The organism is Pelomonas sp. Root1217 (assembly GCF_001425705.1).
Taxonomy (GTDB): domain Bacteria; phylum Pseudomonadota; class Gammaproteobacteria; order Burkholderiales; family Burkholderiaceae_C; genus Pelomonas.
The window spans coordinates 271,537-294,831 of the sequence record NZ_LMDC01000012.1 but is presented as its reverse complement, the minus strand read 5'-3'; the positions used below and the strand labels follow the sequence as shown (position 1 = coordinate 294,831).

The 23,295-nt window shown below is 61.6% G+C and carries 32 protein-coding genes; 7 read left to right on the top strand and 25 right to left on the bottom strand.

Translation table 11 applies throughout. The features are described 5' to 3' along the window. Positions 1 to 8: 8 nt before the first annotated feature. Genes ASC95_RS31830 through ASC95_RS10245 form a run of 4 tightly spaced genes read right to left on the bottom strand, consistent with a single transcriptional unit; the run spans position 9 to position 2,110 of the window. The gene (locus tag ASC95_RS31830; protein WP_057297627.1) at positions 9 to 617 is read right to left on the bottom strand and encodes a FecR family protein; all 609 of its coding nucleotides are present in this window, start codon (positions 615 to 617) and stop codon (positions 9 to 11) included. A gap of 60 nt (positions 618 to 677) precedes the next feature. Continuing rightward, entirely contained in the window at positions 678 to 986 is a 309-nt protein-coding gene (locus ASC95_RS32475; RefSeq protein ID WP_369820603.1) for a DUF4880 domain-containing protein, read from the bottom strand. A 26-nt stretch (positions 987 to 1,012) separates the two neighbouring features. Then, positions 1,013 to 1,486, bottom strand: coding sequence for an RNA polymerase sigma factor (locus tag ASC95_RS10250; protein ID WP_057297626.1), 474 nt, complete (start codon positions 1,484 to 1,486; stop codon positions 1,013 to 1,015). A 27-nt stretch (positions 1,487 to 1,513) separates the two neighbouring features. Beyond that, positions 1,514 to 2,110, bottom strand: coding sequence for a hypothetical protein (locus ASC95_RS10245; RefSeq protein ID WP_057297625.1), 597 nt, complete (start codon positions 2,108 to 2,110; stop codon positions 1,514 to 1,516). Here ASC95_RS10245 and ASC95_RS29885 point away from each other — a divergent pair. Further along, positions 2,103 to 2,510, top strand: coding sequence for a helix-turn-helix domain-containing protein (locus ASC95_RS29885; RefSeq protein WP_082567786.1), 408 nt, complete (start codon positions 2,103 to 2,105; stop codon positions 2,508 to 2,510). The genes ASC95_RS10245 and ASC95_RS29885 overlap by 8 nt on opposite strands. Before the next feature lie 164 nt (positions 2,511 to 2,674). Here the strand turns inward: ASC95_RS29885 and ASC95_RS10240 are convergent, their stop codons facing one another. The 6 genes from ASC95_RS10240 to ASC95_RS10215 form a co-directional block, all read right to left on the bottom strand. Next, a complete protein-coding gene (locus ASC95_RS10240) occupies positions 2,675 to 2,905 on the bottom strand; it encodes a hypothetical protein (protein WP_157256085.1) in 231 nt (76 codons plus the stop codon). 262 nt (positions 2,906 to 3,167) lie between these two features. After that, positions 3,168 to 4,163: a PaeR7I family type II restriction endonuclease gene (locus ASC95_RS10235; RefSeq protein WP_082567785.1), complete on the bottom strand. Its 996-nt coding sequence runs from the start codon at positions 4,161 to 4,163 to the stop codon at positions 3,168 to 3,170. A gap of 147 nt (positions 4,164 to 4,310) precedes the next feature. Further along, on the bottom strand, positions 4,311 to 5,081 hold the full coding sequence (locus tag ASC95_RS10230; RefSeq protein ID WP_057297622.1) for a PaeR7I family type II restriction endonuclease: 771 nt from the start codon (positions 5,079 to 5,081) through the stop codon (positions 4,311 to 4,313). A 3-nt stretch (positions 5,082 to 5,084) separates the two neighbouring features. After that, complete coding sequence (locus ASC95_RS10225; protein ID WP_082567672.1) at positions 5,085 to 6,800, bottom strand: TaqI-like C-terminal specificity domain-containing protein; 1,716 nt, start codon at positions 6,798 to 6,800, stop codon at positions 5,085 to 5,087. Between the two features lie 314 nt (positions 6,801 to 7,114). Beyond that, a complete protein-coding gene (locus tag ASC95_RS30525; protein ID WP_157256083.1) occupies positions 7,115 to 7,414 on the bottom strand; it encodes a hypothetical protein in 300 nt (99 codons plus the stop codon). 47 nt (positions 7,415 to 7,461) lie between these two features. Continuing rightward, complete coding sequence (locus tag ASC95_RS10215) at positions 7,462 to 8,355, bottom strand: hypothetical protein (RefSeq protein WP_157256081.1); 894 nt, start codon at positions 8,353 to 8,355, stop codon at positions 7,462 to 7,464. Positions 8,356 to 8,446: 91 nt separating this feature from the next. Here ASC95_RS10215 and ASC95_RS10210 point away from each other — a divergent pair, with 91 nt between their 5' ends. Together ASC95_RS10210 and ASC95_RS10205 are read left to right on the top strand one after the other, a co-directional pair. Further along, on the top strand, positions 8,447 to 8,896 hold the full coding sequence (locus ASC95_RS10210; RefSeq protein WP_057297619.1) for a hypothetical protein: 450 nt from the start codon (positions 8,447 to 8,449) through the stop codon (positions 8,894 to 8,896). Continuing rightward, positions 8,893 to 9,150: a hypothetical protein gene (locus ASC95_RS10205; RefSeq protein WP_057297618.1), complete on the top strand. Its 258-nt coding sequence runs from the start codon at positions 8,893 to 8,895 to the stop codon at positions 9,148 to 9,150. The genes ASC95_RS10210 and ASC95_RS10205 overlap by 4 nt, the downstream gene beginning before the upstream one ends. Positions 9,151 to 9,485: 335 nt before the next feature. Here the strand turns inward: ASC95_RS10205 and ASC95_RS10200 are convergent, their stop codons facing one another. Further along, positions 9,486 to 9,761, bottom strand: a complete 276-nt coding sequence (locus ASC95_RS10200; RefSeq protein ID WP_057297617.1) for a hypothetical protein — start codon at positions 9,759 to 9,761, stop codon at positions 9,486 to 9,488. A gap of 215 nt (positions 9,762 to 9,976) precedes the next feature. Here ASC95_RS10200 and ASC95_RS30520 point away from each other — a divergent pair, with 215 nt between their 5' ends. Next, positions 9,977 to 10,162 carry a hypothetical protein gene (locus ASC95_RS30520; RefSeq protein ID WP_157256079.1) on the top strand — a complete coding sequence of 62 codons (186 nt, stop codon included), beginning with the start codon at positions 9,977 to 9,979 and terminating at the stop codon, positions 10,160 to 10,162. Further along, a complete protein-coding gene (locus ASC95_RS10195) occupies positions 10,159 to 10,395 on the top strand; it encodes a hypothetical protein (RefSeq protein WP_057297616.1) in 237 nt (78 codons plus the stop codon). Before ASC95_RS30520 ends, ASC95_RS10195 begins: the two co-directional genes overlap by 4 nt. Before the next feature lie 236 nt (positions 10,396 to 10,631). Here the strand turns inward: ASC95_RS10195 and ASC95_RS10190 are convergent, their stop codons facing one another. Beyond that, positions 10,632 to 11,108 (bottom strand): TIR domain-containing protein, encoded by a 477-nt coding sequence (locus ASC95_RS10190; protein ID WP_057297615.1) that lies wholly within the window; start codon positions 11,106 to 11,108, stop codon positions 10,632 to 10,634. Between the two features lies 1 nt (position 11,109). Continuing rightward, positions 11,110 to 12,600: an SIR2 family protein gene (locus ASC95_RS10185; RefSeq protein ID WP_057297614.1), complete on the bottom strand. Its 1,491-nt coding sequence runs from the start codon at positions 12,598 to 12,600 to the stop codon at positions 11,110 to 11,112. Between the two features lie 127 nt (positions 12,601 to 12,727). Between ASC95_RS10185 and ASC95_RS10180 the strand changes: the two genes are divergently transcribed. Continuing rightward, entirely contained in the window at positions 12,728 to 13,255 is a 528-nt protein-coding gene (locus ASC95_RS10180) for a DUF4124 domain-containing protein (RefSeq protein ID WP_082567671.1), read from the top strand. A 54-nt stretch (positions 13,256 to 13,309) separates the two neighbouring features. Then, complete coding sequence (locus tag ASC95_RS10175; protein ID WP_235537881.1) at positions 13,310 to 13,894, top strand: hypothetical protein; 585 nt, start codon at positions 13,310 to 13,312, stop codon at positions 13,892 to 13,894. Positions 13,895 to 14,093: 199 nt separating this feature from the next. Here the strand turns inward: ASC95_RS10175 and ASC95_RS10170 are convergent, their stop codons facing one another. The 12 genes from ASC95_RS10170 to ASC95_RS10120 form a co-directional block, all read right to left on the bottom strand. Continuing rightward, the gene (locus ASC95_RS10170; protein ID WP_235537880.1) at positions 14,094 to 15,365 is read right to left on the bottom strand and encodes an RES family NAD+ phosphorylase; all 1,272 of its coding nucleotides are present in this window, start codon (positions 15,363 to 15,365) and stop codon (positions 14,094 to 14,096) included. A 32-nt stretch (positions 15,366 to 15,397) separates the two neighbouring features. Further along, positions 15,398 to 15,913, bottom strand: coding sequence for a PEP-CTERM sorting domain-containing protein (locus tag ASC95_RS10165; protein ID WP_057297610.1), 516 nt, complete (start codon positions 15,911 to 15,913; stop codon positions 15,398 to 15,400). Between the two features lie 20 nt (positions 15,914 to 15,933). Next, positions 15,934 to 16,458 (bottom strand): DUF6527 family protein, encoded by a 525-nt coding sequence (locus ASC95_RS10160; protein WP_157256073.1) that lies wholly within the window; start codon positions 16,456 to 16,458, stop codon positions 15,934 to 15,936. Further along, a complete protein-coding gene (locus ASC95_RS10155; protein ID WP_057297608.1) occupies positions 16,455 to 18,104 on the bottom strand; it encodes a phosphotransferase in 1,650 nt (549 codons plus the stop codon). Before ASC95_RS10155 ends, ASC95_RS10160 begins: the two co-directional genes overlap by 4 nt. Position 18,105: 1 nt before the next feature. Next, complete coding sequence (locus ASC95_RS10150) at positions 18,106 to 19,443, bottom strand: ThiF family adenylyltransferase (RefSeq protein ID WP_057297607.1); 1,338 nt, start codon at positions 19,441 to 19,443, stop codon at positions 18,106 to 18,108. Next, positions 19,440 to 19,844, bottom strand: a complete 405-nt coding sequence (locus tag ASC95_RS10145; protein ID WP_057297606.1) for an E2/UBC family protein — start codon at positions 19,842 to 19,844, stop codon at positions 19,440 to 19,442. The genes ASC95_RS10150 and ASC95_RS10145 overlap by 4 nt, the downstream gene beginning before the upstream one ends. An 8-nt stretch (positions 19,845 to 19,852) precedes the next feature. After that, on the bottom strand, positions 19,853 to 20,089 hold the full coding sequence (locus ASC95_RS10140) for a multiubiquitin domain-containing protein (protein ID WP_082567670.1): 237 nt from the start codon (positions 20,087 to 20,089) through the stop codon (positions 19,853 to 19,855). Positions 20,090 to 20,098: 9 nt separating this feature from the next. Then, positions 20,099 to 21,013, bottom strand: coding sequence for a WYL domain-containing protein (locus ASC95_RS10135; protein WP_057297604.1), 915 nt, complete (start codon positions 21,011 to 21,013; stop codon positions 20,099 to 20,101). 130 nt (positions 21,014 to 21,143) lie between these two features. Then, positions 21,144 to 21,515 (bottom strand): lecithin retinol acyltransferase family protein, encoded by a 372-nt coding sequence (locus ASC95_RS29880; RefSeq protein WP_157256309.1) that lies wholly within the window; start codon positions 21,513 to 21,515, stop codon positions 21,144 to 21,146. Positions 21,516 to 21,623: 108 nt separating this feature from the next. Beyond that, complete coding sequence (locus tag ASC95_RS10130; RefSeq protein WP_057297603.1) at positions 21,624 to 21,923, bottom strand: hypothetical protein; 300 nt, start codon at positions 21,921 to 21,923, stop codon at positions 21,624 to 21,626. A 376-nt stretch (positions 21,924 to 22,299) separates the two neighbouring features. Further along, positions 22,300 to 22,908: an ImmA/IrrE family metallo-endopeptidase gene (locus ASC95_RS10125; protein ID WP_235537879.1), complete on the bottom strand. Its 609-nt coding sequence runs from the start codon at positions 22,906 to 22,908 to the stop codon at positions 22,300 to 22,302. 5 nt (positions 22,909 to 22,913) lie between these two features. Further along, positions 22,914 to 23,279 carry a helix-turn-helix transcriptional regulator gene (locus ASC95_RS10120; RefSeq protein ID WP_157256069.1) on the bottom strand — a complete coding sequence of 122 codons (366 nt, stop codon included), beginning with the start codon at positions 23,277 to 23,279 and terminating at the stop codon, positions 22,914 to 22,916. Between the last annotated feature and the right edge of the window lie 16 nt (positions 23,280 to 23,295).

The following is a 23,295-nucleotide window of genomic DNA, read 5'->3' as shown; positions in this document are numbered from 1 at the left end:
CCGTCCGCCTATTTGGCGTGAAGCTCGATGCGGCCGCCAGTTGTTCGCACGCTCAGGCCATGAAGGCTGGCAACGGCGTGCGCGAATGCCTCGCTGTCACCCGCGCGCATGACGCCGCTGACGCGCAAGGCGCCGATCACTTCCAAGTCGGCGATGCCGACGGGCAGGTTGCTGTAGCGGTTCATCTCTGCAACCGCGTCCGCCATCGGGACGTCGTCAAGGACCACCTCCCCGCGCTTCCATGCGGTGAGGTTCTCGATCTTGGGCCGGTCCAGCCGCAAGCCCGGCAGATTGCCTGCGTTCCCGCCAGGCAGACGCTCTCCCGGCGCCATCACGAATTGCTCGTCCTGGCGGCCATTCGCAGCGCCGCCGGATCGGCGCACGATCACCTGGCCTTCAATCAGCGTGACGCCGAATGCCTCGTCGCGAGCCTGCGGCGTGCCTCGAACCAGGAACGTCGTACCAGTGGCTGTCACGTTCGCGTCGGCCACCTGCACGACGAATGGCCGAGTTGCGTCCTTGGCGATCTCGAACAAGGCTTCGCCGCGACTCACCTGGACGGTGCGTTTCGCGTGGGTCAAAGTCACGCGCACAAGCGTCGCCGTGTTCAGCGTCACGCGGTGCCATCCGGCAGCATGACAGCGCGCTGCTCACCGACGCCCGTCTCAAAAGCGTCGTCAGACGACCAAGGCCGCCACACCACCAAGGCGACGCTGGCCAGCGCCGCACAGGCCAGCACGGCGCGCCGCACCGACGGCTGCGGCGTACCCGCTGAGGGTGACGCCTCGGACGTCCTGCCAGGTGTCGGTACAGCGCTCGAAGGCCAGGCGGTGCACCACCGAGCGCACCTGCCACGCAAGGCAGGCGCGGTCCACGGCGGGTGACCGGTCGGGCCCGTGCAGGCGCGCCACCCTGACGGCAGCTTCGGCAGCGATCTCCGGCGTGACAAGCGGCTGCGGTTGCGTCGTTCTCGCTGTCCGCGGCACCCCGGACGCTCCCTCTGCTGGCACCGCTACCAGCCTTGCATCCAACTGGTGAGCTGGAGAGTGGCCTTGGCTATGTGCGAATGCACGGTGGTGATGCTCACGCCTCGTGCCCGAGCGATCTCGCCATAGGTCAGGCCGTCCAGGCGATGGGCCAGCAGGATGGCCCGGGTTGTCTCGCTCAACCGGCTAAGGCCCTCGCTGAGCCGCGCGAGGCGCTCCTTGGCGAGCATCGCATCCTCGGCCGTGGGCGCGAGATCGATGATGACCGCTTCCTCCACGAGCACTTCGTCGCCCCGCGTCATCCGGGCCCGGTGAGCATCGATGGAGAGATTCAGCGCAGTACGCATCATGAAGGCCTCGGGCTGCTCCACCACCTGTTCGCCCTGGTATCCGGCCAGGCGCACCCAGGCTTCCTGGATCAGGTCCTCGGCGTCCTGCGCCGAGTTCCCGCGGCGCAGCAGGGCAGCCCGGATGCTGGCCAGGGTCTTCTTGATGTTCATGGGTTTCAGACCGCGCGGAGAGGCTGGTCAGCCGTCCGTAGCAGCCGGCGGCCAGGAGGCCGTCGCGCACCGGACGCGCATGGGTGGTTCAAGGTGGTCCGTCCAGCTGGCGTAGATGTAGCTGCTGGCGGATCGACGCAGAAGCTCTGCGGCGGCAGCCGCCTCGGCGAAGGGCCCGTGGCGAGCCACGGCTCGCTTCAGGCGAAGACTCAGAGGGTTCGCCACTTCCAGCGCCCGCTTCATGTACTGGCCATGGCCGGACAAGGTCGAGTCGATCACGGCTTCGACGGGCGTTGGCAGTACGGTGAGGTTGCGGTAGTGCCGCGCCAAATCGGCTTGGGCTTCGACCGGGTCGGGTGCGAACACGATGCGGAGTCGGTCGATGCCGCGGTCGTGCAGATCGTCGGCGATGGCGCGCCACGCACCTTCAGGATCGTGCAGGAGCCAGGTGCCCAGGTAGTGCGGCAGATGGTCCGACAGGACACCAACGGCCCAGAGCAGTTGCACGGGACGCGGACCGGCTTCACTCTGAATCTGTAGCCTGAGCACATCGAATACAGCGCAGACGTACGAGCGGCAGAGCGGCTCGCGTTGGGATTCGGCGTTGATCGGAGAGATGTTCATCGCTTGCTCCTGTGAGCAGCCACCGACTCGGCTGCATGTTTCTAAGCATCAAACGCTCATCTTCAAATGTACGAATTGGTGTGTGTATGAGCTAGTGTACAAAAAGCAGCATGAAGCTGTGAAAAAACCTACTCCCCGCGTTGCCTTCGGACTGCGCCTTAAAGAGTTACGCGTTGCTCGCGACTTGACGCAAGAAGAGTTGGCAGATCGCACAGGATTTTTTCGAACCTACATGTCTCGCCTTGAAACCGGGGCGGCGAATCCCACCTTCGATGCTTTGCTCGTGCTGGCGGCCGCATTGGACGTTGCGCCTGCGGCGCTATTCGAGCAGCCCGTGCTTATGGCGCCAAAAAGAGCCAAGCCTTTGTCGAGACCGTCTCGCGGCCGTGTATCAAAGTAGCCAGTTGCGCTCGGCAACCGGGCGCCGCACCCTTCTTGCGTTCGCGCACCGCCAGGTTGCTGCGCAGTACCGTCGAATTACCAGCGGCGCCGTCCCGGCGCTGCACCAGACCCAGGAGTGTTGGCGCCGACCGAAAAGACTGAGCCAGGGTCAAGAAGGCGTCGCTAGACGCTCACTCCGCAAGCGCTGCCATTGATCACCTGCCAGGGGAACCTGGTCAGTCGGCGCTGGCTTCTCCACTCATGCGCGAGTTCAAGGCCCCATTTCGCTTGCTTCAGGGACGGGCTCTTGGTCCAGCCGTCGGCGGCGTATTTAGCCAGCGTTGAGCTATCCCGGCCAACTTGTAGGTTTTGCTGGGTGACGACAATCATCTTGTCCGGTTGAACGACATTCATGATGGCCGGCGGATCGGAGCCGATGACGGCGTAGCCGTGATCGGCTCCGATCCGCCGGCAGTGCCGAGTTGGAGGGATTCAGACTGGCGGATTCATGCCTCGGGAAGAGGTCGATCCAGTGCCAGGTACGTGAATCACCGATCAGCAGGTACGCCTCTACATGAGCGCTGCCTGATGCGCCCCATCTCGGGTGCGCAGAATCAGCCGATCGTGGTCATGACGCCGTCGGCACATCAGAGGGCCGTGACGCCACGCATACGAATCAAAATAGGTCAGGCTGTGATCGGGCTGCGACAGCCGCCTTCGCCGCCTTGGCAATGTCCTGCTCCGCCTTCTTGGTTGCCCTATCGACTTTCTTCTTGGCCTTCTCGGCTTCTTTCGCGGCCTTCTCCATCGCCGCCTTGATCTGGGACTGGCGCGGAGGCCTAGGCGGCGGACTCGGATTCTGAGCAGCTTCGATAGCTACGCGTCCAGCGAAAGCGGCCACGAAGTGCAACAGCCCCAAGTGCGTCTTAGATCCCGGACTCGCCCTTTCGCATCGGACTTGCGCGACGTCGATGAACCGGCCGTCGATGCCGCCACCGGTCTCGGGAGTTGCGATCACAGCCGCGACGTCATAGAGCTTTTCCGAAATCAGCCGCTGGCAGAACAGGTCATACCTATCGAGATACGAGGTGCCTTCGAATTCGGGAAAGACATTGAAGTCCGTCTCGGCGATGTCGGGAACATGGTTCGATTCGTTCGAGTCGTCCACGATCATCAGCCATCCAAGGAACGGCGGCATGAGGTCGGCGCCCAGGGCGCCTTTGTACGCGGCGGTCGCGAGGCAGTGAGCGGAGCCGATCGCCTCTTCGGTTCGATTGTTGTAGTTGTTCGAAATACTGCCCACCTGCGACTTGAACTCGAACGCCGCAAGGAGGCGGTTGCCGTTCATGACCAGGACATCCCAACGCTTGGTCGGGCGGAAGAAGCCCGGCAAGGTGACGAGCTGCGAGCCCACCATGATCTCCGCGTTCGGCAATCCGTTGGTGCGCGTGATCAGCCGAATCAGCTCCTCGAACCCTCTCAGATGCTGGCCGGAGATCACGGTCGCTCGCTTACCTTCCTGCGATGTTGTCGGCATGCCGCCATTCGCCGCAGCTAGCGCCGCCGCCTGCTTCTTTGCCTTGGCCTTCGCAGCTGCCTCGGCGCGCTCCGTCCAAAATCCGCGGACGGCCAGCCGCACGCAGTCCTCATATCCATCTACGTTGACAGTCACGCTACTCGGCTCCAAGGTGGCGCAGATGCGGCGCCCTGCACCACACTCTGTGGAGGCATCCAAAGGACGCGAAAAATTGATGATGCGCGCTCAAGTTCGCGGCGCCGTTCACAGCGCATCACCACTTTGTCGAGGCCAACGACCAATTTAGAAGAGACTGCTGTTCACCGACTTGACCGGAGCTGGCGATCGCGCGGCTTCCGCGGCGACGTGTCCAGCGAACGAGGTTACGAAATTGTCGAGGCTCGAGAGGGCCGAGAGATCTCGGTACTCACCTGTCGTCGCAGCTGAGGCCGGCGTCGCCAGTAGCGCCGTCGCCGAGTAAAGCTTCTCCTTGACCAGCTTCTGGCACAGCAAGTCGTAGCGCTTCAAGTAGGAGGCCTCCTTGAACTCGGGAAAGACCTTGAAATGCGGCTCGTCATTGCGCACAGGCGCTCGCGAGCCCGGTGCGTCCTCGACCACCATCAGCCAGCCAAGGAACGGCTGAGGCTCGGCGCCGAGCGCCCCATCGCGGTAGGCCGTCCACAGGCAATGCGCCGTGCCTATAGCCTCCTCAGTGCGGTTGTTGTAGTTGTTGCCAAAGCTACCCACCATGGACTTGAACTCGAGCGCCGCGACGAGGCGTCTTCCGTTCATCACCAGCAAGTCCCATTGCTTGGTCGGTCGGAAGTAGCCTGGTAGCACCACCAAGCCCTTGCTGATGTGGATCTCCGCGTGTCCGAGGCCGTTGGCCTTCACGAGGCTTTGGATCAACGCCACGAAACCGTCGAGGTTCTTCCCCGCCGTGACGGCGCCGCGCGTGCCGGCGTCGATGTTTCCCGTCTCGGCTTGCTTGCGCCGCGCTGCCTCCCGGTTTCCCCAGAATGCCTTGACCGCGTCGCGTGCCTGTTCTTTGTAGTTCGCCAACTCGAGCGCCATCGCTCAACTCCCTGTGATGATCTTCTTCTCGTCCGGCGTCAGCCCATAAAGCTCCGACACCGCCTCATCGCACGCGAAGACATCAAGCGCCTCCGCGGCCTTGGCGAGCTTCGAGCGCAGGGCGCTCGGTACGCTTTCCCACCTGGGGAGCCTGATGCGACGAAGATACTGGGCCTGAAACCGTAGGAAGCCGCCTCGCATCTTCGTCGAATAGGTTGCGATAAAAAGCCGCGTCAGGCTCGACAGCAAGACGCCTTGCAGCGCCTTCAATTCCCATGTATCCGAAACCACGTAGTAGAGGTTGTGGTGCGGATAAAGCTTCCCCTCTTCGTAGACGACTTGGGCCTCGCCCTTAATGTCCGGGATGAGCAGCTTCGGTCGGCTGGCGAGCGAGGGTGTGATGCGGTCGATCGTGCGATACCAACGCTTCTCGTCGCGCTTGGCCACGTGCCGGCCAGCGATCGCGGGCTTGTGTGCTTGGAGATAGGCAGCGAGCTTGGGGAAGTCTTTGAGATCGACAAGCGGCCCCTCATCGGTGAACGGGTTTACGACGCCATAACCCCGCCACGCCACATAGCCAGTGAGGATGTCGCGCGTCATCGCTAGCGGAAGCTTGCGGCTCGGTTCGATGTCGAGTTCGTCGAACTTGGCGACGTAGACGCGGTCGGCTCCAGTCGCCACGCCGATGCCCACCTTGCAGCCGGTCTCCTCCAGGGCCGGGAAGTCACGTTCGATACGCCGTATCAGCTCTCGGGCGTCTGAGAATTGAAGCACCCACGGCTCATCGCCCTTCGTGACGTCGTCGAGCTTGTGCACTGTCGCCGGCAGCTCGTTCACGTCGCCGCGTAGGGCCTTGGCCAAGTCCCGAAGATACCTGGGCTCCACCTGCGGTCTGGCGGCTACCAGCGTTGGGCCGGGCGCCGCCTTTTCAATCATGGTGATGGAAGGGTAGGCGACCACCTCGACGTGGAATGCCGGCGTGTCGACCATGTCCACGTAGGCCTGCAAGTGGAAGTCGCGCGCCACCATCGCGCGCAGTGGGCCGCCATACCTGTTCTTCGTCCAGCGATCGGCGCAGATGAACGAGAACTTCCCGCCATCGTTTAGGAGGCCAAGGCTGCGCTCGATAAAAGGGATATAGAGATCGGCGCGGTCGTAAAGGGTCGCATAGCGGCGGCGGTATTCGCGGAGCAGCGCTTCCGGAATAAGCTCCTGCCGCACGTAGGGCGGGTTGCCGATCACGAAGTCGAAGCCCTTGGGCAGCGGCTCCAGAAGAAAGTCACCTTGGATCAGCCACTTGCCCGCGAGCTGCGCCGCTTCGGCCTCGTCAACTCCGCGTTCCCTCATCAACGCCAGCAGCCCCGCCCGGGTACGCTTGAGCGTGTCGACATGGAGCTCGACGGCCCTAATGCAGTCGTCCAGCGGGGGAACCTTGACCCCGCGCTTGCGTGCCGCGGCCGCTGAAGTCAGCAGACGAGAAACTGCGGCCATCAGGAATTCCCCCTGACCGCAGGACGGCTCCAACAGTGTCTTGCGATACAAGGCTGAGGTTGGTGCGTAGCCGACCAAGTCGAGGATGAACTCAACCACTTCCGGGCGAGTGAAAATTGCGCCTCGCTCCTCGATGCCCGACTTACGGGCCAGCGCGTCCACCGCATCGGTCACGGGGCACATTCCCGGGAGGGCCGGTTGATCGAGCAGCAATTCGGACGGTGTCATGGGAGCCTTTGACGCGACCTGGGCATTATCCCAGCCTGATAAGGCGCTCCCGGCTTAACCAGCGCACGCAAGATCACCGGTTGGACGGCTTCCCCTTGTTGGCGGCGGTCAGGATCCGCCTTGTCCTCAGCGCGGATGAAGAAGGCCTTCAGCCCGGGGAACGCTGACTCGGGCGGCTCAACGTCGGACGGCCTGGACACACCGAAGTGCGCCATCAGGCGGTCGTCCTGGTGACGGGCTCGTAGTTGGAGCACATGGTTGTCCGGATGGGCTAGGTCAACGCGGCCGAGCCTACATCCAAGTACGGAGAGTCCTCAGTTTTCCTCAGCCGCGCCATGGGCGTCGGGTTCGACCGGCTCCGCATGGCGGCAACTCCAGGCCACAGCCGAGAACTTGCCCTTGGGGCGGGTGTACCGGTACTTCCTGAAGGTCAGCCGCACGCGGCCGAGCCAGCCGGCGTCCACCTCAACGCGAACCTCATTGTCAGGAACCAGTGCCGCATCGGGCAACGAGCATTGGGGCCTTCCGACGTGCTCACTAGGCACGCGGCCCAGGATGCCGTTATCGACGTGAGTGGATGAGAGCGGGGTGATGTGTTCGGAGGCTTCAGTCATGGCGCAATGTTGGCCAGACGGCAGCTCACAGGATGAGCCTGCTAGACCTACAGCTTCACCGGTGAGTTATCGCGGTAACCCAGCTCAGTCCAGAGCTGGCGAGCTTCCTTGTAAAGCCGGTTCACTCCACTGTCACCGAGCACCGCGCGCAGCTCTGCCTCACGAGCCGCGAACGGCTTGGGCGTCGTGGCGACCCAGCCCATTTGATCCTCATCGACATCGGTGTAGACGTAGCTGATTGCGAGCCCGCTGGCGTGCAACGCATCCGGCAGCCCGAGGCCTTCGTCCTCGCCCACCTTCCACTGCGAGCGCCAAGACACGACCTTGCATGGCAGCGGGCCATACAGCCGCCCTTCTTGAAAGTGGCCATCATCCTCGTGGCCACACTCGCGCCAAAGCCGCAAGGCCTCCTCGCAGAGCCGAGCTTCCAGCACAGCCATGGCTTCGGGGCCAAGCTCAAACAATAGCCGTTGGCGCTCGTCTTCATAGTCAGCCGAAACCATCGAACGCCAGATATGTCGATCCTCCGCTTCCTTCGCCGGAAAGATCGTGATGCCTAGGCCGGAGGAGTGCACCGCCTGGGCTAGCGCACCTTCTTCAACATCGAGAACCCACTGCCGTCGCCAGTCGTCGACGCTCAGGATGGCGCTACGCCGCGAGGATTCATTGGTGTAGCCGAGTTCGGCCCAAAGTTCCTTGGCCTGCCGATGCAGTTCGCCACCAAACGCGCGGAATGCCTCCTCGCCCATCTCCTCGGACAACTCAAGGACGCGGCTCTCTGAGATCTCCGCGTCGCCGAGCACCCATCCCGGCGTGCCTTCGTTGTCGATAGCGTCGTACTCGAATTGAATGCACCAGCCGCAGCGGTGCCACGCCGTCGGAAGCGGCTTGCTGTGCTCTCTGATTTCCCACAGCGTGCGCCAGGATGTGTCGGTTGCCATGAGCGGCTCCAAGAGCGGTTGCGAGGTGTCAGAATACTGTACATATCTACAGTCTTCAACCGCCACGAACCGAAGGAGGGCAACAGGCATCATGTGGGTGGACGCAATTCAGACGAGGCAGCACGGGCGCAAGCTGCCACAGCAACACCTTGAATCGCTCGACCCTGTGCGGGGACGCCTGTGGGTGACGGTGATGCGCGGCTGGGCGGAGGACGGCGAGCGCCGACCCATGACGGCCTCCCTGCTCGGCATCCGCGGCGGCCCTGAGCTGCGTTGGCGCCAGCTCGACCGGGCCCGGGTCAAGATCCGTGACGGCCAAATCATGGTGTTGGGCTACGAGGACCACGGCTTCTGCGCCAAGAGCCCCAAGCCTGTTCCTCAGGTGTGGTGGTGCGACCCCGTTCGGGATCCTGTCGATGAACAGGAGGCCCGAGCCAAGGCGCGGTTCCCACCGTCTATAGGGAAGATCAGGCGGGCATCGCAGCAGCAATCAAACGTCGAGCCCGCTTGGGTCAGCCAGGGCGCACCGGAGTTCAGATGAAATACGACGACACGCACGTGAACGAGGCCGCGCTCAGTGTGGTCCGTGGGGGCGACTTTGACCTGGCGGTGATGGTCGACGAGTCGGGCAAGCCGATGCGCTACCTCTACAGCAGTCCACCGTTGGGCGTGCCTTACAGGCCTCGGGAGTTGTGGCGTCGGCTTGTCGTGCACGTCTCCGACTGCGGCGCCCCTGGCCTTTCACAGCGGCTGCTTGACGCCTTGGGTGTGGAACTGCTGGACGTACCCTTCTAGGACAGGCTGTCCAGCTGGTTGCGTGCGCCAGGAGGAGCGCCGATTGCCGAACCGGGCTTCCACTTGCCTTTTGGAGGCCGCATGGCAAATGAGCCGATTCAACCTCAGCCTGGCAGACGCCAGGTCTATCCGGTGGACTCGGATGCCGCAGGCCAAAGCGACAACAAGCAAGGAGGCGCTCAGCGGTCTGAAAAGAAACCGAACCTGCCTGCGCCTGGAGCCAAGGATGACCCTGCCTCTGACGAGAACACGGAGTCCGCGAACCACTCCAACGACGGGTGACTTCTGGCGACATGGCGTTGTCTGTTTCCTGAGCGTTTACGGCCGTCGGAAGTTCAGCCGAACCAGACGGGCTGGTACTCCTCGTTGGCCTTGACCCAGTCCGCCATGCTGATCTCGCGCACCTCAACGCCGGAAAGAAATTTCACTCGCCGGTTATGGGAGTGCGCGCCGGCCATCTGGCGAGTGCAGCGCAGGATGCTGTCGCGGACCTCGTTGGCATAGGTCCGCTGCACATTGCGCTGGATCGGTTGGATCTTGTCGACGGAGCGCGTGAAGAGGCCAGGGAACTGGATGGCGCGGTGGGCGGCAACGGTGGCAATGGCTGTCATGGTGGCTCCGGGTTGACTGCTTTCGACGGTCGTCAGTGTCTCGATCGCACCAAGTTCAGACCATCGCCCTGAATGGGGATTTGTGCGAGGAGCCTCCCCCTTTTGGGGGATGCGAGGGGGATAGGCATCGGCTCATCCCCCCTCGATGCCCCCAAAGGGCGATACCCCCTCGGCCGGCTGACTTGGAGACTGGCGTCATCGAAACAGGAGCCGCCATGACAGCCCAAACAACCCCGCCCTCTACCGATCCATTCCGCCTGGCCAGCGCCGGCCTGATGCACGTCACCGTCAGCCAGCTTAGAGCTTGGGAAGCTGAGGCTGCCCGACGCATCATTGTCCCGAAACCCGACGAGGAAGTTTGGGAAGGCACCGAAATGGATCCTCGCAGGATGGTGCTGTGAAGCCCAACAAACCTGTTGGCTTCGCGGCTCTGCTGGAGAAGATGCCTCGACGGTTCAAGGCTCAAGCCGAGCGTGTCGAAGAGCGAGCCCGGCTCAGGCGCGAGGCTCTGGCCAAGCGGTTCGAGCTGGAATTTCTCTGCGCTGTCGAAGTCAAAGACAGCGGTTGGGAAGAATGGCAGGACACAGTCGCCCAGTTCAACGCCAGGAGCGGAGAAGACCACGGGACTGCTTGATAGAAAGTCCTATCGGCAGTCTTATCTCTAGCATGCTGATCGTCAAAGTGTCATGCCCGATAAGCTGGCTCTGCACGCCACGTTGCAGATGGCGTGGCCGGAGGGGCAGAGTGCATTGACCTTCAGTTCGAAACTGAGCTTCGCTCCAAGACTACGCTAGATGTCAAAGTTTCGATCTGGCGGCTCAACACGGCTCTGCCGTGTAGCAGACGCGAATCGGTTGGCAAGGGCGACCGCTACCGTCCTGCGGTCTTGGCAGCAGCCTCAATCCAAGCCGGCATGTTGTGATAACCGTCGTCGCGAACCCAGCTATAGGTCTTGTAGAGCTGCGTGAACGGAACATTGTTGGCCTGCCAGTGCAGAAGCGGATTGCGACCCTGTACGTCGACTCCCTTCTGCGGGTCCTTGACGCCCTGGAGGTCGATGGCAAGCATTCCCTTGCCGAGTTGATAGCTGCGCAGGATCTCGTGCTTGACCCAGTCGCGCTCGTAGGTCTCGGCCCCGAAGAGCACCACCGTGACGGAGCAGCCTTTCAACTGCTCCTCGATCCACTGCTCAATGCCGCCGGCGCGTTTCTTCGCCTCCTCAAACTCCGCCTTGTCGTAGAAGGGCTGCGCATCGTCTCCGGGCCTGACCACCCAAGAATTACGGACCTGCACGATGCGGCGCACATCACGCTCGTAATGGAAACTAAAGAAGACTCTCCGTGCCATGTCACTTCCCTCGCTTAGCAGGCGGACGGCCGCCCGCAGTAGTTGATTTCGCGAACTCCTCAATCATCGACACGATAGCCCGCACGATCTGGTCGGGCTTGCTCTTCGGGTCGTTGGCGGCCAGGAAGGCCTTCCTGTAGCTCTCGGTGGCGCCGGGCGGCGGCGACAGCGCCGCCGCGATCTCCTTCGCCACCCAGCCTGTAGCGCCAGCAGCGATCACGTGCAGCCCCATCGCCCGCGCGATCTCCAGCTCGGCGCGCATGCCGTCGGCCGGCACCAGCGCACCCGATCCGTCCCGCTTGTTGCCGAAGACAAGGACGATGACGCCCGCCGCGCCGATCATCCGCTCGCGGTGCTGCTGGTAGAGCGCGAGCCGGGCAGGGGCGGTGCCGGTGTCCGCCGGAAACGGATGCGCCTGCAGCTGCGACAAGCTGCGCGCGCCGGGGTGAAGCAGGATCTCGCCGTAGGCGCCTGCGATGATCGGAGGACCGACGCCGAGGCCGAAGCCGGTGACTATGTCCATGCCCTTGCCGATGAGCGCCTTGGCAAGCGATTCGAGAAAGCGATTCGCCGTGTCCGTGTCCCACGGATCAAATTCGGCGGCGCTGCCCGCGATGAAGACGCTGCGGTTGCGGTAGCGCTCCTCGACAGCCCGCAGGATGCGCTTCACATCGCCATACTCATCGACCATCAGCGCGTGAATGCCCACACGCGCCAGGTCCTTCACGAAATAGTCCTGCTGGCGCTGACGATAGTGAAAGTTCTCAACCTTCTCGCCCGTGCGGCGCTGCTCACGCCTCAGGATGCAGTAATGCTGCTTCGGGGCGCTGCGCAGCACGACTCGCACGCGGCTCAGCACATAGTCGATGTTCGGATCGGTGAAGCTGAAGCCGAGGAACAGCATCGTTTTTGCGACGAGGTCGCCCGACAGCGCCGCCACGAACGGTTCCCGGTCGCGAAAGTACCCTTCATAGTCGTCCTTCGTCAGCACCGCGTTGTCCGGGTCCGACGCGTCACCGTGCATCTTGTAGAGGATGACCGAACGCCCGCGCTTGACGGTCTTCAGCTGCGGCACGGAATGTTTGACGTCGACAATCTTGCCGGTTGCCGCGAGCGCGGTCTCAAGCATCGCGTCGTAGTTGGTGGTCCAGTACGTCGCGATCGGCAGCCTCGCCAGGATCTCGTGGCTTTCATTGATGGAGTGGCCGGCGCTGAACTCGTCGACGATCTTCTGGTTGATCCGGCTGCGGTTGCGACGCTCATTGAGGTGGTACTGCGCCACCGCGACCAGGTTGGTTTCGCGATCGACGTCGAGCCCAAGCTCGTGGGCAATGTCGCGCAGCAACGCTGACCAGTTCACGAAGCCGCTTTCGACCGATAGCCCCGCCCCGGCAAAGATTGCGGCCGCGCCATCGCGGATGTCCGCGGCGAAACTGACGATGAACGCCTCGATATCCGGCGTGAACTTCTTCGGACCCTTGCTACTTGCCACGCGCTGCCCCCCCACCGGCCAGTGTCAGCCATGCGGGCATAGCCCTGCAACCACCGCTTGTAGGTAGGCGCCCATAGCGGGCTCCGTTTCGCCTTGTTCCTGCATTCCGGGAGCGATCAACTCCGGCATGCCGCTCTTTGTCGACCAACAGGGCTCGCGGAAAGTCCGGGCCGCGGATGGCTACCATCTCGACCAGGGAGAGAGGCTTATGAAGAAAATAGCTGTCGGCACCGCGGCATTTGTGCTCGCCATGAACGCGTACGCGGTGAACAAGTGCGTTGACGCAAATGGCACCGTGACCTATCAGGAGACCGCTTGCCCTGGGACGGCCAAGGCGGCACAAGCGGTCAATGTGGGCGTGGCATCAGTCGGTCCAGCGCCGAAAGGCGAGGAACTGGAGAAACGCAAGCAGCAGTGCATCCAGATGCTGAAGGGCGGCGTGCTGTGGAAAGACCCCGACAGCATTCAAATCAAGGATGTTGTGCGGCTGGGTCAGGGCACGTCCTTCAAGATGGATGGCAGCTCGGTCATCAGGTATGCGGCGCAAGTGAACGGCAAGAACAGCTATGGAGGCTACACGGGCTTCAAGCTGGCGGTATGTGAGTTCGATCTGAGCGAGAAGTCCATCATCCACGTACATGTGGCCAAGGACTGAGCGGTGTTGCGATCTTTCAGAATCAAGCCCTTCGCCGTCCTGCTCTTGGTCAGCTTGTTCATCGCCGCCTTTGTCTACCTTGATAGCCGGTACACGCAATTCCGAGGCAGCTTGACTGAACTTCGAGGAGTCAAGCTCGCTGACGCACGTGATGAGGTTCTCTATCGCCTGGGCACACCAAGCCACGTCATTGACCCGAAAACGCTCGACTCTCCAGAGGCTCAGCGTTTCCAGCTTGTTTATTCGGTCAATGCAGAACCCGATGACGTGAATCGCATGCCCGCTGGCAAGCGAATTGAAGACTATCTGGAATGGTCCTACGAAGCCTCCGGCGATCCAGCTAGGCTCACCGTGACGTTCGGCGCAAACGGCCAGGTGAAGTCGCTCGGCGTCTATTGCACGTCGGCGAAGTGCTGGGAGGCAATTGCGGGTATTGAAGGCGGCGCCACTGAGGAGGAAGTCCTTCGGCTCGGGACGCCGCATGTTGTCAAAGTGGAATCGGCCACGAAGACCGTGGTCTTTGAGGACCTCGGCGTCAAGGTCTATCTCACCAAAGGCAAGGCCTACATGGTCGAGATTTCCGGCCCGCAGCAGCCCGGTTCCAGTAGGTTTCGACACTTTATACACACCCTCTTGTAGCTGCTCCACCGGCTCGACAGGGCGCTAAGTGTTTTGTGCGGGAACATCAGTTCGACACATTGACCTTCAACATCCGCCGCGACGACCCGTCCCGAGCGTCAAGAGTTCGAAACATTGCCGCTACTTATAGCTTGCCAGATGGCCTTGGCTCTACTGGCTGACGGGTTCGAAACTTTGTTCTCCGACTCCTTCGACCTCGTCAATCCGTACGAGGCGCGACCGTGTGGCGGTAGGCGACGCCCTCGATCTTGCGAAACGTGACGTCCGAGCTGTCGATTGCAACGTCAAACTCCGGCCGCCATTCGGGACTGCGCATCGCGCGCAGGAGGTGGTCCTGCTTGCCAAACAACACGAAATTCACGCCCCCCTCGTGCTGGACAGAGCGGAACGAGATGCCGTCAAACGCGCCCGGCTTGTCGTAGCGGATGAGTTCGGCCAGAGCCTGCGTCATCACGTACTCCACATCGGTTGCGCCGACGGGACGCGCGATCTCATCGTGGAGGTATTGCAACAGCTTGCGATGCTGTTCACGTTCCAAGTGCCGCGGGTCAAAGAAGCTCAGCCGCGTATGTTGCAGACGACGGCTGAGCGCCGTGAAATCAAAGAACTGGAGTGGCGCGGTCGATACGAAGCGTCCCACTGCAACCGTGTCACCGATGGCGGGCCGGATTTCTGCAATGGCCGTATCAGCGCCGGCGGAGACATACAACAGCGGAACGCCTGAAGCGCTCATGCGGTTGTTGGCAGCCCTTTCCTTGGGAGGCGCCCCCATCTCTTCAATGGGATTGGCCGCGAACTTCTTGGCCTCCGTGGGGCCACCGGCGCGCCGGGCCCGGTAGAAGGATGTTCCGGCCGGGAGTGCCGTGACAACGGCCGGAGCATCTTGCCGCTGTTCGTCGCGCGCCTCCAAGGCTTCGTTGATCAACGATTCAAAGAACTGCCGCGCCCGCTCATTGAAGAAGCGGCGGTCGTGGCCTAACTCCATCGCGAGCTGGTGCCACTCGCCCGTGACATACCACCGCTCATGCGCTTCGTCGTCAAAAGGACTGGCGGCCAGGAAGTAGGTCTGTCCGGGGAAGTAGAAATCGTCCTCGTCGGCATCCGCGTCTTCCAACTGGTCGGCAATAGCTCGACAGATGCTGCCCGATTCACAACCGATCGCTTGCTGGACCACCGCCTGCAGCGAAAGCTCGTAGCCCGGGTACAGACCTTCGTCGAGCTCGAAGTGGTCCTCCAGGCCTTTTCGGATAAAGCTGGCAATGCGCTCCACGGTCAGCACGTTCGTTTTCTCGGAACCGCAAACGTCGCACTGATGGGCTTCCATCGGATCGGCGAAGAGTTGCCTCAGGATCGAGTCCGCCAGGCAATCCTGGCACACCCACGGACCTCTCCCGCGCTCGCCATTGAGCGTCAGCTGTTGCAAGTTCTGGTTTCCTTCTTGCGCACTGGTTATGGTGAACAGCTTTGCCACCAAGTCCATCGCTTCGGGTCAAGGCTCGCAAATTAGGCCATCGGGTCGCGCCGCTTCCTGCAGGACGCGCCTGCTGCCCCCAGCAAACCGCACAGCATCAGCGATAGGCTTGCCGGTTCGGGTACAGATGCGACTTCTGACACTACCAGTGCGTACTGCCCAATGCCCTGGAACTGCGTGAGTGCGAATGTGCCCGTCGTGAAGACGGGGGAGCCTTCGGTACCGGTGTAGAGCTGTGGTCCGTCGGTCGACAGTAGATTCACATTCGCCGCAAAGTCGTAGATGTTGAGGCCGCCACCTTCAGCACTATTGAAGAACGTGAGGTCCACCTTCGACGTGCTGGCGTTCTCGAAGGCGCCAACGACGTTCCAAATCGTGAACTGCTGGCTGGCGAACGAATCGTTTGGCGCGACGGTCATCGTCATTTCCCATGTCGCCGTGTAAGAACCACTGAGCTCAAACTTGTACAGCGGGCTTGCCGTGGCTGCCGCACTCAAAAGTGCAAGGATGGCCGCGCACATGTAGTTGACGATCGATTTGATGTTCATTTGCTGCTCCTTGATAGCGACTAGACCTTGCGGAACGAGCCGCGGTTGCTTCCCTTACCTGCCACCATCAGACCCTTTTCAACCAGGCGGTAGCAGGCCTCCTGTACGTCCCAGGGAATCTCTCCAAGCTGGTCGGCGACATCAACGTACGAGATGAAGTCACCCCCTGGCCAAGCGGCTAGGGTCCTCCTGGCTAGATCGCTAACGTCGAGTGTTAGCGCTGGCGAGTTGTTCGATGCCTGGCCGCCACCGAAGGTCACGATCTGGTCGCGCCAGATGATGAAATGGGCTTCGCAGCCGGTGTCTCGCCAGACGGACGGGAACAAGGTCAGGCCGGTCTTGCTGCGGTAGAGACGCCAAGCCTTGCCGGCCCGCGCGTCGAGGTTCACTGGAATTTCCTCGCCGCAACCGCACGGGCACTTAAGCATCAGCCAACGGGGAACCCCGCGCTGTATCAGCACTGCATCGCCAGGCTCCTTCAGCAAATCGCTGACGCCGCCGCGCGAGGACACTTCCGCTTTCAGAGAAATCTTGCTTCGCCTCACCGGAGAGTCTCCTTCGACGCTGTCAAACTGGACACGATCTTCTCGCCGATCACATACGCAAGCTGGCGGATCGCTTCACGACCGACCCTTTCGTTCCGCGGTGCCGCGCGGAAGGCAACCCTTTTGCCTTCCGCGAAGTTCTTCTCTTGGCACGCCTTCTTGATGAAGAGTGCAGCCAGAACCCAGGCGTACTGATACTGCGACCGCTCCATCTGAATCGCCTGCATACGGATTTGGCGGGCGCACTCAAAGAACCATGCTGACGGGTCGGTTGGATCGCAGTGGTGATCGTCGTGATCAAACGCTTGGGCCTCGAACAACCGTGTGACGGACGTCAGAATTGCTTTCGGCGATCTCTTGTCTTTGATGAAACCATCGATAAAGAGTCCGGCCTCGAGCGAGGCCGTATCGAACAGCAGCGGCCAACCTTGCTCGATTCGTTCGAGGTCAATGATGACAGCGTCGTGCATACGCACGAGTACGTTCGTCGCATGCAGGTCGCCGTGCACCGTGCCAGTTAGCACTTCGTCACCGATGTCGGCCTCTCGAATCGCCTGCACAAGGTGGCTTAGCGGCAGCTTGCTACCAAAATTTGCCATCCGTGCTTGCCGGTGCGCTGGGATAGTTCTCTCTGCCAGCACCGTGTCCGCGAGAAACTCATTGAGCTTCAAGTCTCGATTGGGCTTTGCGGCTCTGCGCCATGCCACCAGGGTGACGTTGAACAAGCTTGCGATGGCTGCGACGCCTCGGCCTTTGCGCGCTACGTCGCGAATTGTCTGCGCGTTCGCAACAAAGTCGCTGACGATGACGCCGCACGACCGTCCGAGAACACACCGGTCAACCCTGAGCCGCGGCCCGAGGTGGAAAGGAACGTTCTCAAGAAAGATGTTCCGGTACTTGTAGTACTCCCGCGCCACATCACGACGAGGTCCGATCTTCACCATGACACGGTACGGCCATTCCCCCGCAACGATGTTCTCGCCGTGGTATGCGAAGCCTTCGTACGCGGCTGCGGGGGATAACCCATCGGTTTTCGCGAACAGCCGAACGAGCTTGCAGTTCCAGAACGCTCGTTGCACGAGCAGCTCTCGCTCAGAACTTAGCGTCTCAGCTTTCCCGTCCTCATCGATGACCTCGATCTTGAGGTGCTTGTTGGGCGGATGGCCTGGCGGGTTGGCGGTGATAGTGTTCGCCAGTGCGACGCCGTCGCCGGGCACCTCCACAATGTGCACAAACGGCGCATAAACAGGGACGCTTTCATCTCCTGGCGGTTCAAGCAGATGGATTCGCTCATCTTCCCGAAAACCCGAGGCAGGCAGCCCAAGCGTGCCAAGAATATGCAGCAGCGCAGTCTTGCCATCGGCGACCGGGTCATCGGCGTGCCTGACGTAGATCCGGCAGTCATGGATCAACGCGTCGGCAAACCTCAGCAGTAATTTGCGGATCCCCTGCAGGTCCGTGGCCGATTGGGTGAGCACGATGGATCCGGTCGTGTCTAGAACGCCATCGGCATGCAGCTCCTCGGCTATCAAGGCATAAGACTCGTACCCACGTTCTTTGAGGGCTTTGACGGCGTCGACCGGCATTTCACCGACGAAGCCGACCCGCTTTCGATCGATCACTTTCCCGAACAGTGGAATGGCCATATCAGTCCAGTCTTGTGAACAAGCGGCGGTGATCGCCCCAGGCCAAGGCACCCTTCCTGGAGCAGATGAAGCAGTCGACCTTCGGCTCGCCATGTACGGCGCGGAGCGCGGGGATGCGTGCGTTGTACATGAGCCGCGTGGCGTCGATCGGTGCGCCGACAGTGAGACCCAGGAGCATCGTGACGGCGAGCGAGACGACTGTGCCGTTCAGCGAAATGACAGAGGGTGCTGGCTCACGGCTGCCTACGATGTACGGGTCAAGCCTACGCTCGGCTTCATTCATCATGTCGCGGCGAACTTCCGCGGCATCGAGCAGGCCGCTACACCACAGGCACGGCAGGCCAGGCGCGAGAAGTTGCACGCGCCCGAAGATGCCCGTTACCTCGCCCTTTTCCTGGATGATGGTGGAGCCCATGTCGATGCACGGGATCAAATACTGATAGCTCACCTGCTGGATGACAGAGCGGCTCCCATGCGAGTCGGTGCAGCACATGATCACGTCAGCCTCGACAAGGCGGCGAGCCACAGAGTCGCGGGACACGTCGCCGGCAACTACGTCGGCACGGACCTGGCTGCTGAATCCGTTGACGTATCGCGCAGCGACCTCGGCCTTATTGGCGCCCAGGTCTGACCGAGCAGACCCAACCACGCGGTTCAGATTTGTTTCCTCGATGCTGTCGTGGTCGATCAAGATGAAGTTTCGGATGCCGAGATGGACCAACTGCTGCGCCATGATCGAGCCCGTGCCGCCAAGCCCCACAATCGCGACGGTCAGTTTTTCCAGCTGCTTCTGGCCAGCCACACCGAAGGCACGGACCTGACGGTCAAACGTCGCCGATGTAGCCGAGTCGTCGAGGTCGGGGTCGAACTCGATGCGACGCTTGGAACCGACCGAGACGACGCGAAGTTCTTCTTGCGCACCCAGCAGGCGGGCGCGCATACCACCTTCGCTGATGACCAGCGCGGCGTGAGGCCCATCGATGCCGCGGTTTTCGAGAAACGTCCGTAGCGGCTGCTCGCCGCGGTCGTCGACGCGCGAAAAGTCGGGCACGCCGTCGTCAAGGTGGGTGTGCACAAAGACCAGCGCGAGCTTGTCCTTGGCCGCGCGCTTCGCCACCTGGGCCACGAAGAGCGGGCTAAGCTCGGCGTCAAGCGCGCTCTGGCTGGTGTACTCCTTCGGATCCGGAAAGATCACCTCACGCACCAGCATGCGAGTCCGGCCATCACTGCGGGTGCTCTTTGCTGCCAACAGCACGGCGCAGCGCTCGAAGTCGACGCCCAGTAACTGCTGGCGCAGCGTTTCGACATCGGCTTGAGCGATGCTGAGCTCGGTTCTCATCGCGCAGGCAGCAGTCGGTCCAGGATGCGCTGGTAGTAGCCCAGCAGCGTGTCCGAATTGGGGTTCCAGGCCTGGACGTGCCAGGAGAACCACGTTGTGTGGCGACCCAGCTGCGGATCGCCCGGAATCGGATTTCCGTCATTCGACGCGTTCGGTGTTCCACCACCTTCCAGCCGCAGACCGCCCGGCTGGACCCAGAAGCAGTCTGGCGCGGCGCTCGGGTAGCCGGGCGGAGCGACGAACAAGACGGTCGCGGTGGGACGATTCCAGCCCTGACCGAGGTTGACCTCAGTCACGGTGATAAGGAAGCCGCCGTTGCCCATGTCGGTCTTTGTGACGACCGAGTTGGGGTTCTTGGCGGCGATTCGTTCCCTGAGCCGGTTGAATTGTTCTTCGATCATGTCGAACCTCAGCCGAAGGTTGCGGGCGGCACGGCGAAGAAGTGCTCCTTGCGGCCGATCGGCACTGTGTCGCCGTCGGAGATGGCGCGGTCTGGCTTGTCTCCTTCTTCCTCGAGGAACAGCTGGTAGTTGCCGGGCACGCCCGCAATGTTTTTGATCTCGAGGCCCGTCAGGAAATTCTTGTCGGTCGAGTACTCTTTGTTGTCCACGTAGAAGTGGTGGAGAACAGGTTTCATATCACTCATGGCTCTCTCCTAAACATTGGGTTGACTTGCCTCAGCCGCGATGGGCTGTTTCTTGGCTGCAGCGATCAGGGCACCAAGTTCATCTTGGTTGGCCAGCTCCAGCGGTTGCTCGAGCAATGGCGTTTCGTCGCTGCGGTCCAACTGCAACTGCCGCAAGGCGTACCAAACCAGTGCCTTCCTGCAGTTGATGACGAGCCGGCCACGCTTCATGCCGTAGTCGATCTCGATAGCCTTGCGTTGGTCGTCTGTCAGACCAGTGCGCGGCACGACGATCATGTCCACGTAGCTCTGCCACAGCACGTCTGCTGCAGGATCGATCTCACGCTTGCGGCCGCCCTTGATGGCATGGATCCGCGAAAGCACGAAATCTCGGAATTCCTGGTGCTCTTGGCTCCACGCGCGGACGTGCCAACGCAAACCATCACTTCCGAAGGCATGCGGAGCTATCCACAAAGACGACGGTGATGCGCGTCGCATGGACTGATACGTCACCTGCAGTTCTTCACCGTAGCGGATCGCGCCCAACATGCGCAGCAGCGTTCCCGTCTGAACAGGCCGCGCCGGGTAGTGAATCACGTCGCAGGGCGGCGCCCATCCGATAAAGGTGTTAGCTGGGGAAGCAGTACCTTGATGCAGATCGGCGAGCTGGCCGAGGTAGTGGCGTGCATCGCTGACCGGGAACGCCGGCTTGAAGTTCGACGTTGCTCGGTAGACCTTGGCGCTCTTGTCGTATTCCAAATTGTCGGGAGCAAGTTCTGCATAGTTCGCCAGATCGGCCGAGGCCTGCTGCGTGGAAATGCCGAAGAAGTCGACAATTTCCGCGCGATTAATGCGCCCCTCCCACTGGAGGCGGAAATCGATGAACTCTCGACGTCGCTCGGGGCCCCAGCGGCTTGGAACGGACTTGGATTCGGCGTCGCTCACGATGCGTCTAGTTTGTTGATCAATAAAGTTTATGGACGGATGATAGGGCTGCGGCTAAGGTTCTGCAAGCCCCTCTGCCGTGCATCCGCGATGCCTCGTCAGACAACGTGCCCTCGGCGTATCAGCTTGCCTAAGAGGAGCACGCCAGCAACACAACGCCAAGCAGTCCTAGCGTGGCCAGGCCGTCGACCTGCTCGCTCCGCGGCGCTTCGCCCATCAGCCATGTGGCGTAGTGCTCGCAGTTGCGCTGCCCAAGGTGATATGGAGGGACTCGACCAATGGACGCGTGAGCCCGTAGAAGAAGCTGACGATGTGATTCGGGCGCTGCCGCCTTCTCAGCCTTCACTGGTCTTCCGGCAGAAAACTCTTCGAAGCTGACGATTGCCGCCCCGTCTGGGGTCTTATGCGCGACGGTGCCATCAGGAAGCAGTACGCCTGCATGCTGTCCGGTGCCTGTGAGTTTTGGTCGCGAGATTCGCCCAACAAAACGGGTTTTTGGCATTGGCTGAAGGAACATTTTGGACCTCACCTTTCTGGACCGCTGAGCTGTAGAAGGTGCCGACGATCGGCGCGGTCTAGGCCGGTCGTCGGCATTGCAGCGGACTTCTGCCTATTGGTACTGGCGCCAGTTCTCAATCAGCCACTGGTCAATGTTGGCCCGTGACCGGACCGAACCGGGGAGATGTTGGCGGATCAATCGCTCCGCCTTCAGGGCGGTAGCCTTCGTCGCCGGCGGCGGTGTCCAACTGTGGCGCTCGCAAAACCTGTTGATGAAGTACAGCATCTCGTACCCCTCGTGACGGTTCAGGAGGGTCGAGTCCGGTGCGCCAGTGAGCCGCGGGTCGTCGCCGCGGTAGCTGGTCCAGCTGTAGTCTTTGAAGAGAAGTTCGTTGGCGGAAATGAGAGACATGATGTGGAAGTGTCAAAGCGCGGTCGTGCCGCAGGGCGTGGTCGCCATGAGCGACCACGCTGCTTGAGAACCAGCGGCGCTGCTAGAACAGCGTCAACTGGCCCGGATGTGAGCGCCAGTGTTGGCATACCGATTCCCGCTTTCCGAAGCGGAAGCGGTGGTAGGCCGTCACGAAGACGCTCTTCACTCGTGCGTAAGGCATGCTTACCTCCTGTGAAGAAGGCCGCAGAGTTTTGACTTGTGCCCGGGACCAGTGCACGAATACACTTCCAAAGTCTTCCCCAAGACGTTGGGTGATCCCAGGTGGATGAGGTAGACCCTGATTCACCTCACCCGGATAGCCCGCAAACGTTGCAACCGTTTCGCGGGCTCTCTTTTAGATCAGGTCATCGAAAAGTCCCCTTTCGACCTTGGCCTGGATCAGGCCCCGTTTGACTAGGTTCTCAAGGCGATAGCCAGCGGCCTGCGCGCTTGTGCCGCACAACTGGGCAAGCTCATGTGCTGATCGAGCTTCCCTGCAGACGTCCACGGGCATCATGACCGCCGCAGTCAGTGCTTTGGCCTGCCATTCGGAGTCTTCGCAGAATTGATGCAGGCCCAGGACGGCGCCGCGGTGGAGCGTCACAGCGTGCTTCAGCACTATGTGGGACAGCTCATGAACCACCGTGCTCCGCGAGAAAACGCCATCGCTGAACAGGCCTTCGTAAACGTCCTCGCGCAGAACCACGATGTGTTCCTCGGGAATCGTGAAAGCGGCGCAATCTTGAAGCTCGGCGGCTTCCACGATCATGTAGTTGTAGCCGGCCTTCGGAAGGATGTGCTCCAGCACTCGGAGACAGTCAATCGCAGACGGCGACCGTCCGGCCTGGGAGAGCTTGGGTAGCAGGGGGCGCAAATCATTGGCCACGATCTCCAGCTTTTCGTAGCTCATCGGCGCGACCTTCATCCCGGAAGGAGTGCGCGCGCCACCTTCTGCGGTTCCCATCGTCGTCATTTCTTGACCCCTTTCTTAGCGAGCCAGCTCACGATTTCCGGCGTGGGAGCGGCGCCTTCTTGCAGCCGTCTAGCAAACGCCGCAACAAGCCCCCGCGCATCAGGCGACAGCGAACTCATGTTGACCATCTCCTTGGACTGCTCAGCGGCATCCCTCAGCTTGTGCAGCTCGTCAGCGGTAGCGACGCCGTCGAAGAAGGCGAGCGCGCCGTCGATGTGCCTCTGAGACAGGCGGCGGTCACCGTATTCGATCCCGCTCAGATACGACGAGCTGATCTCCATTGCTTCTGCCATCGCTTTGAGCGATGCGTCATATCGCATTCGTAGGTGGCGAACTGCTTCGCCGAAGGGGGTGAGCTTCATCGGGACTCCTCTGGTT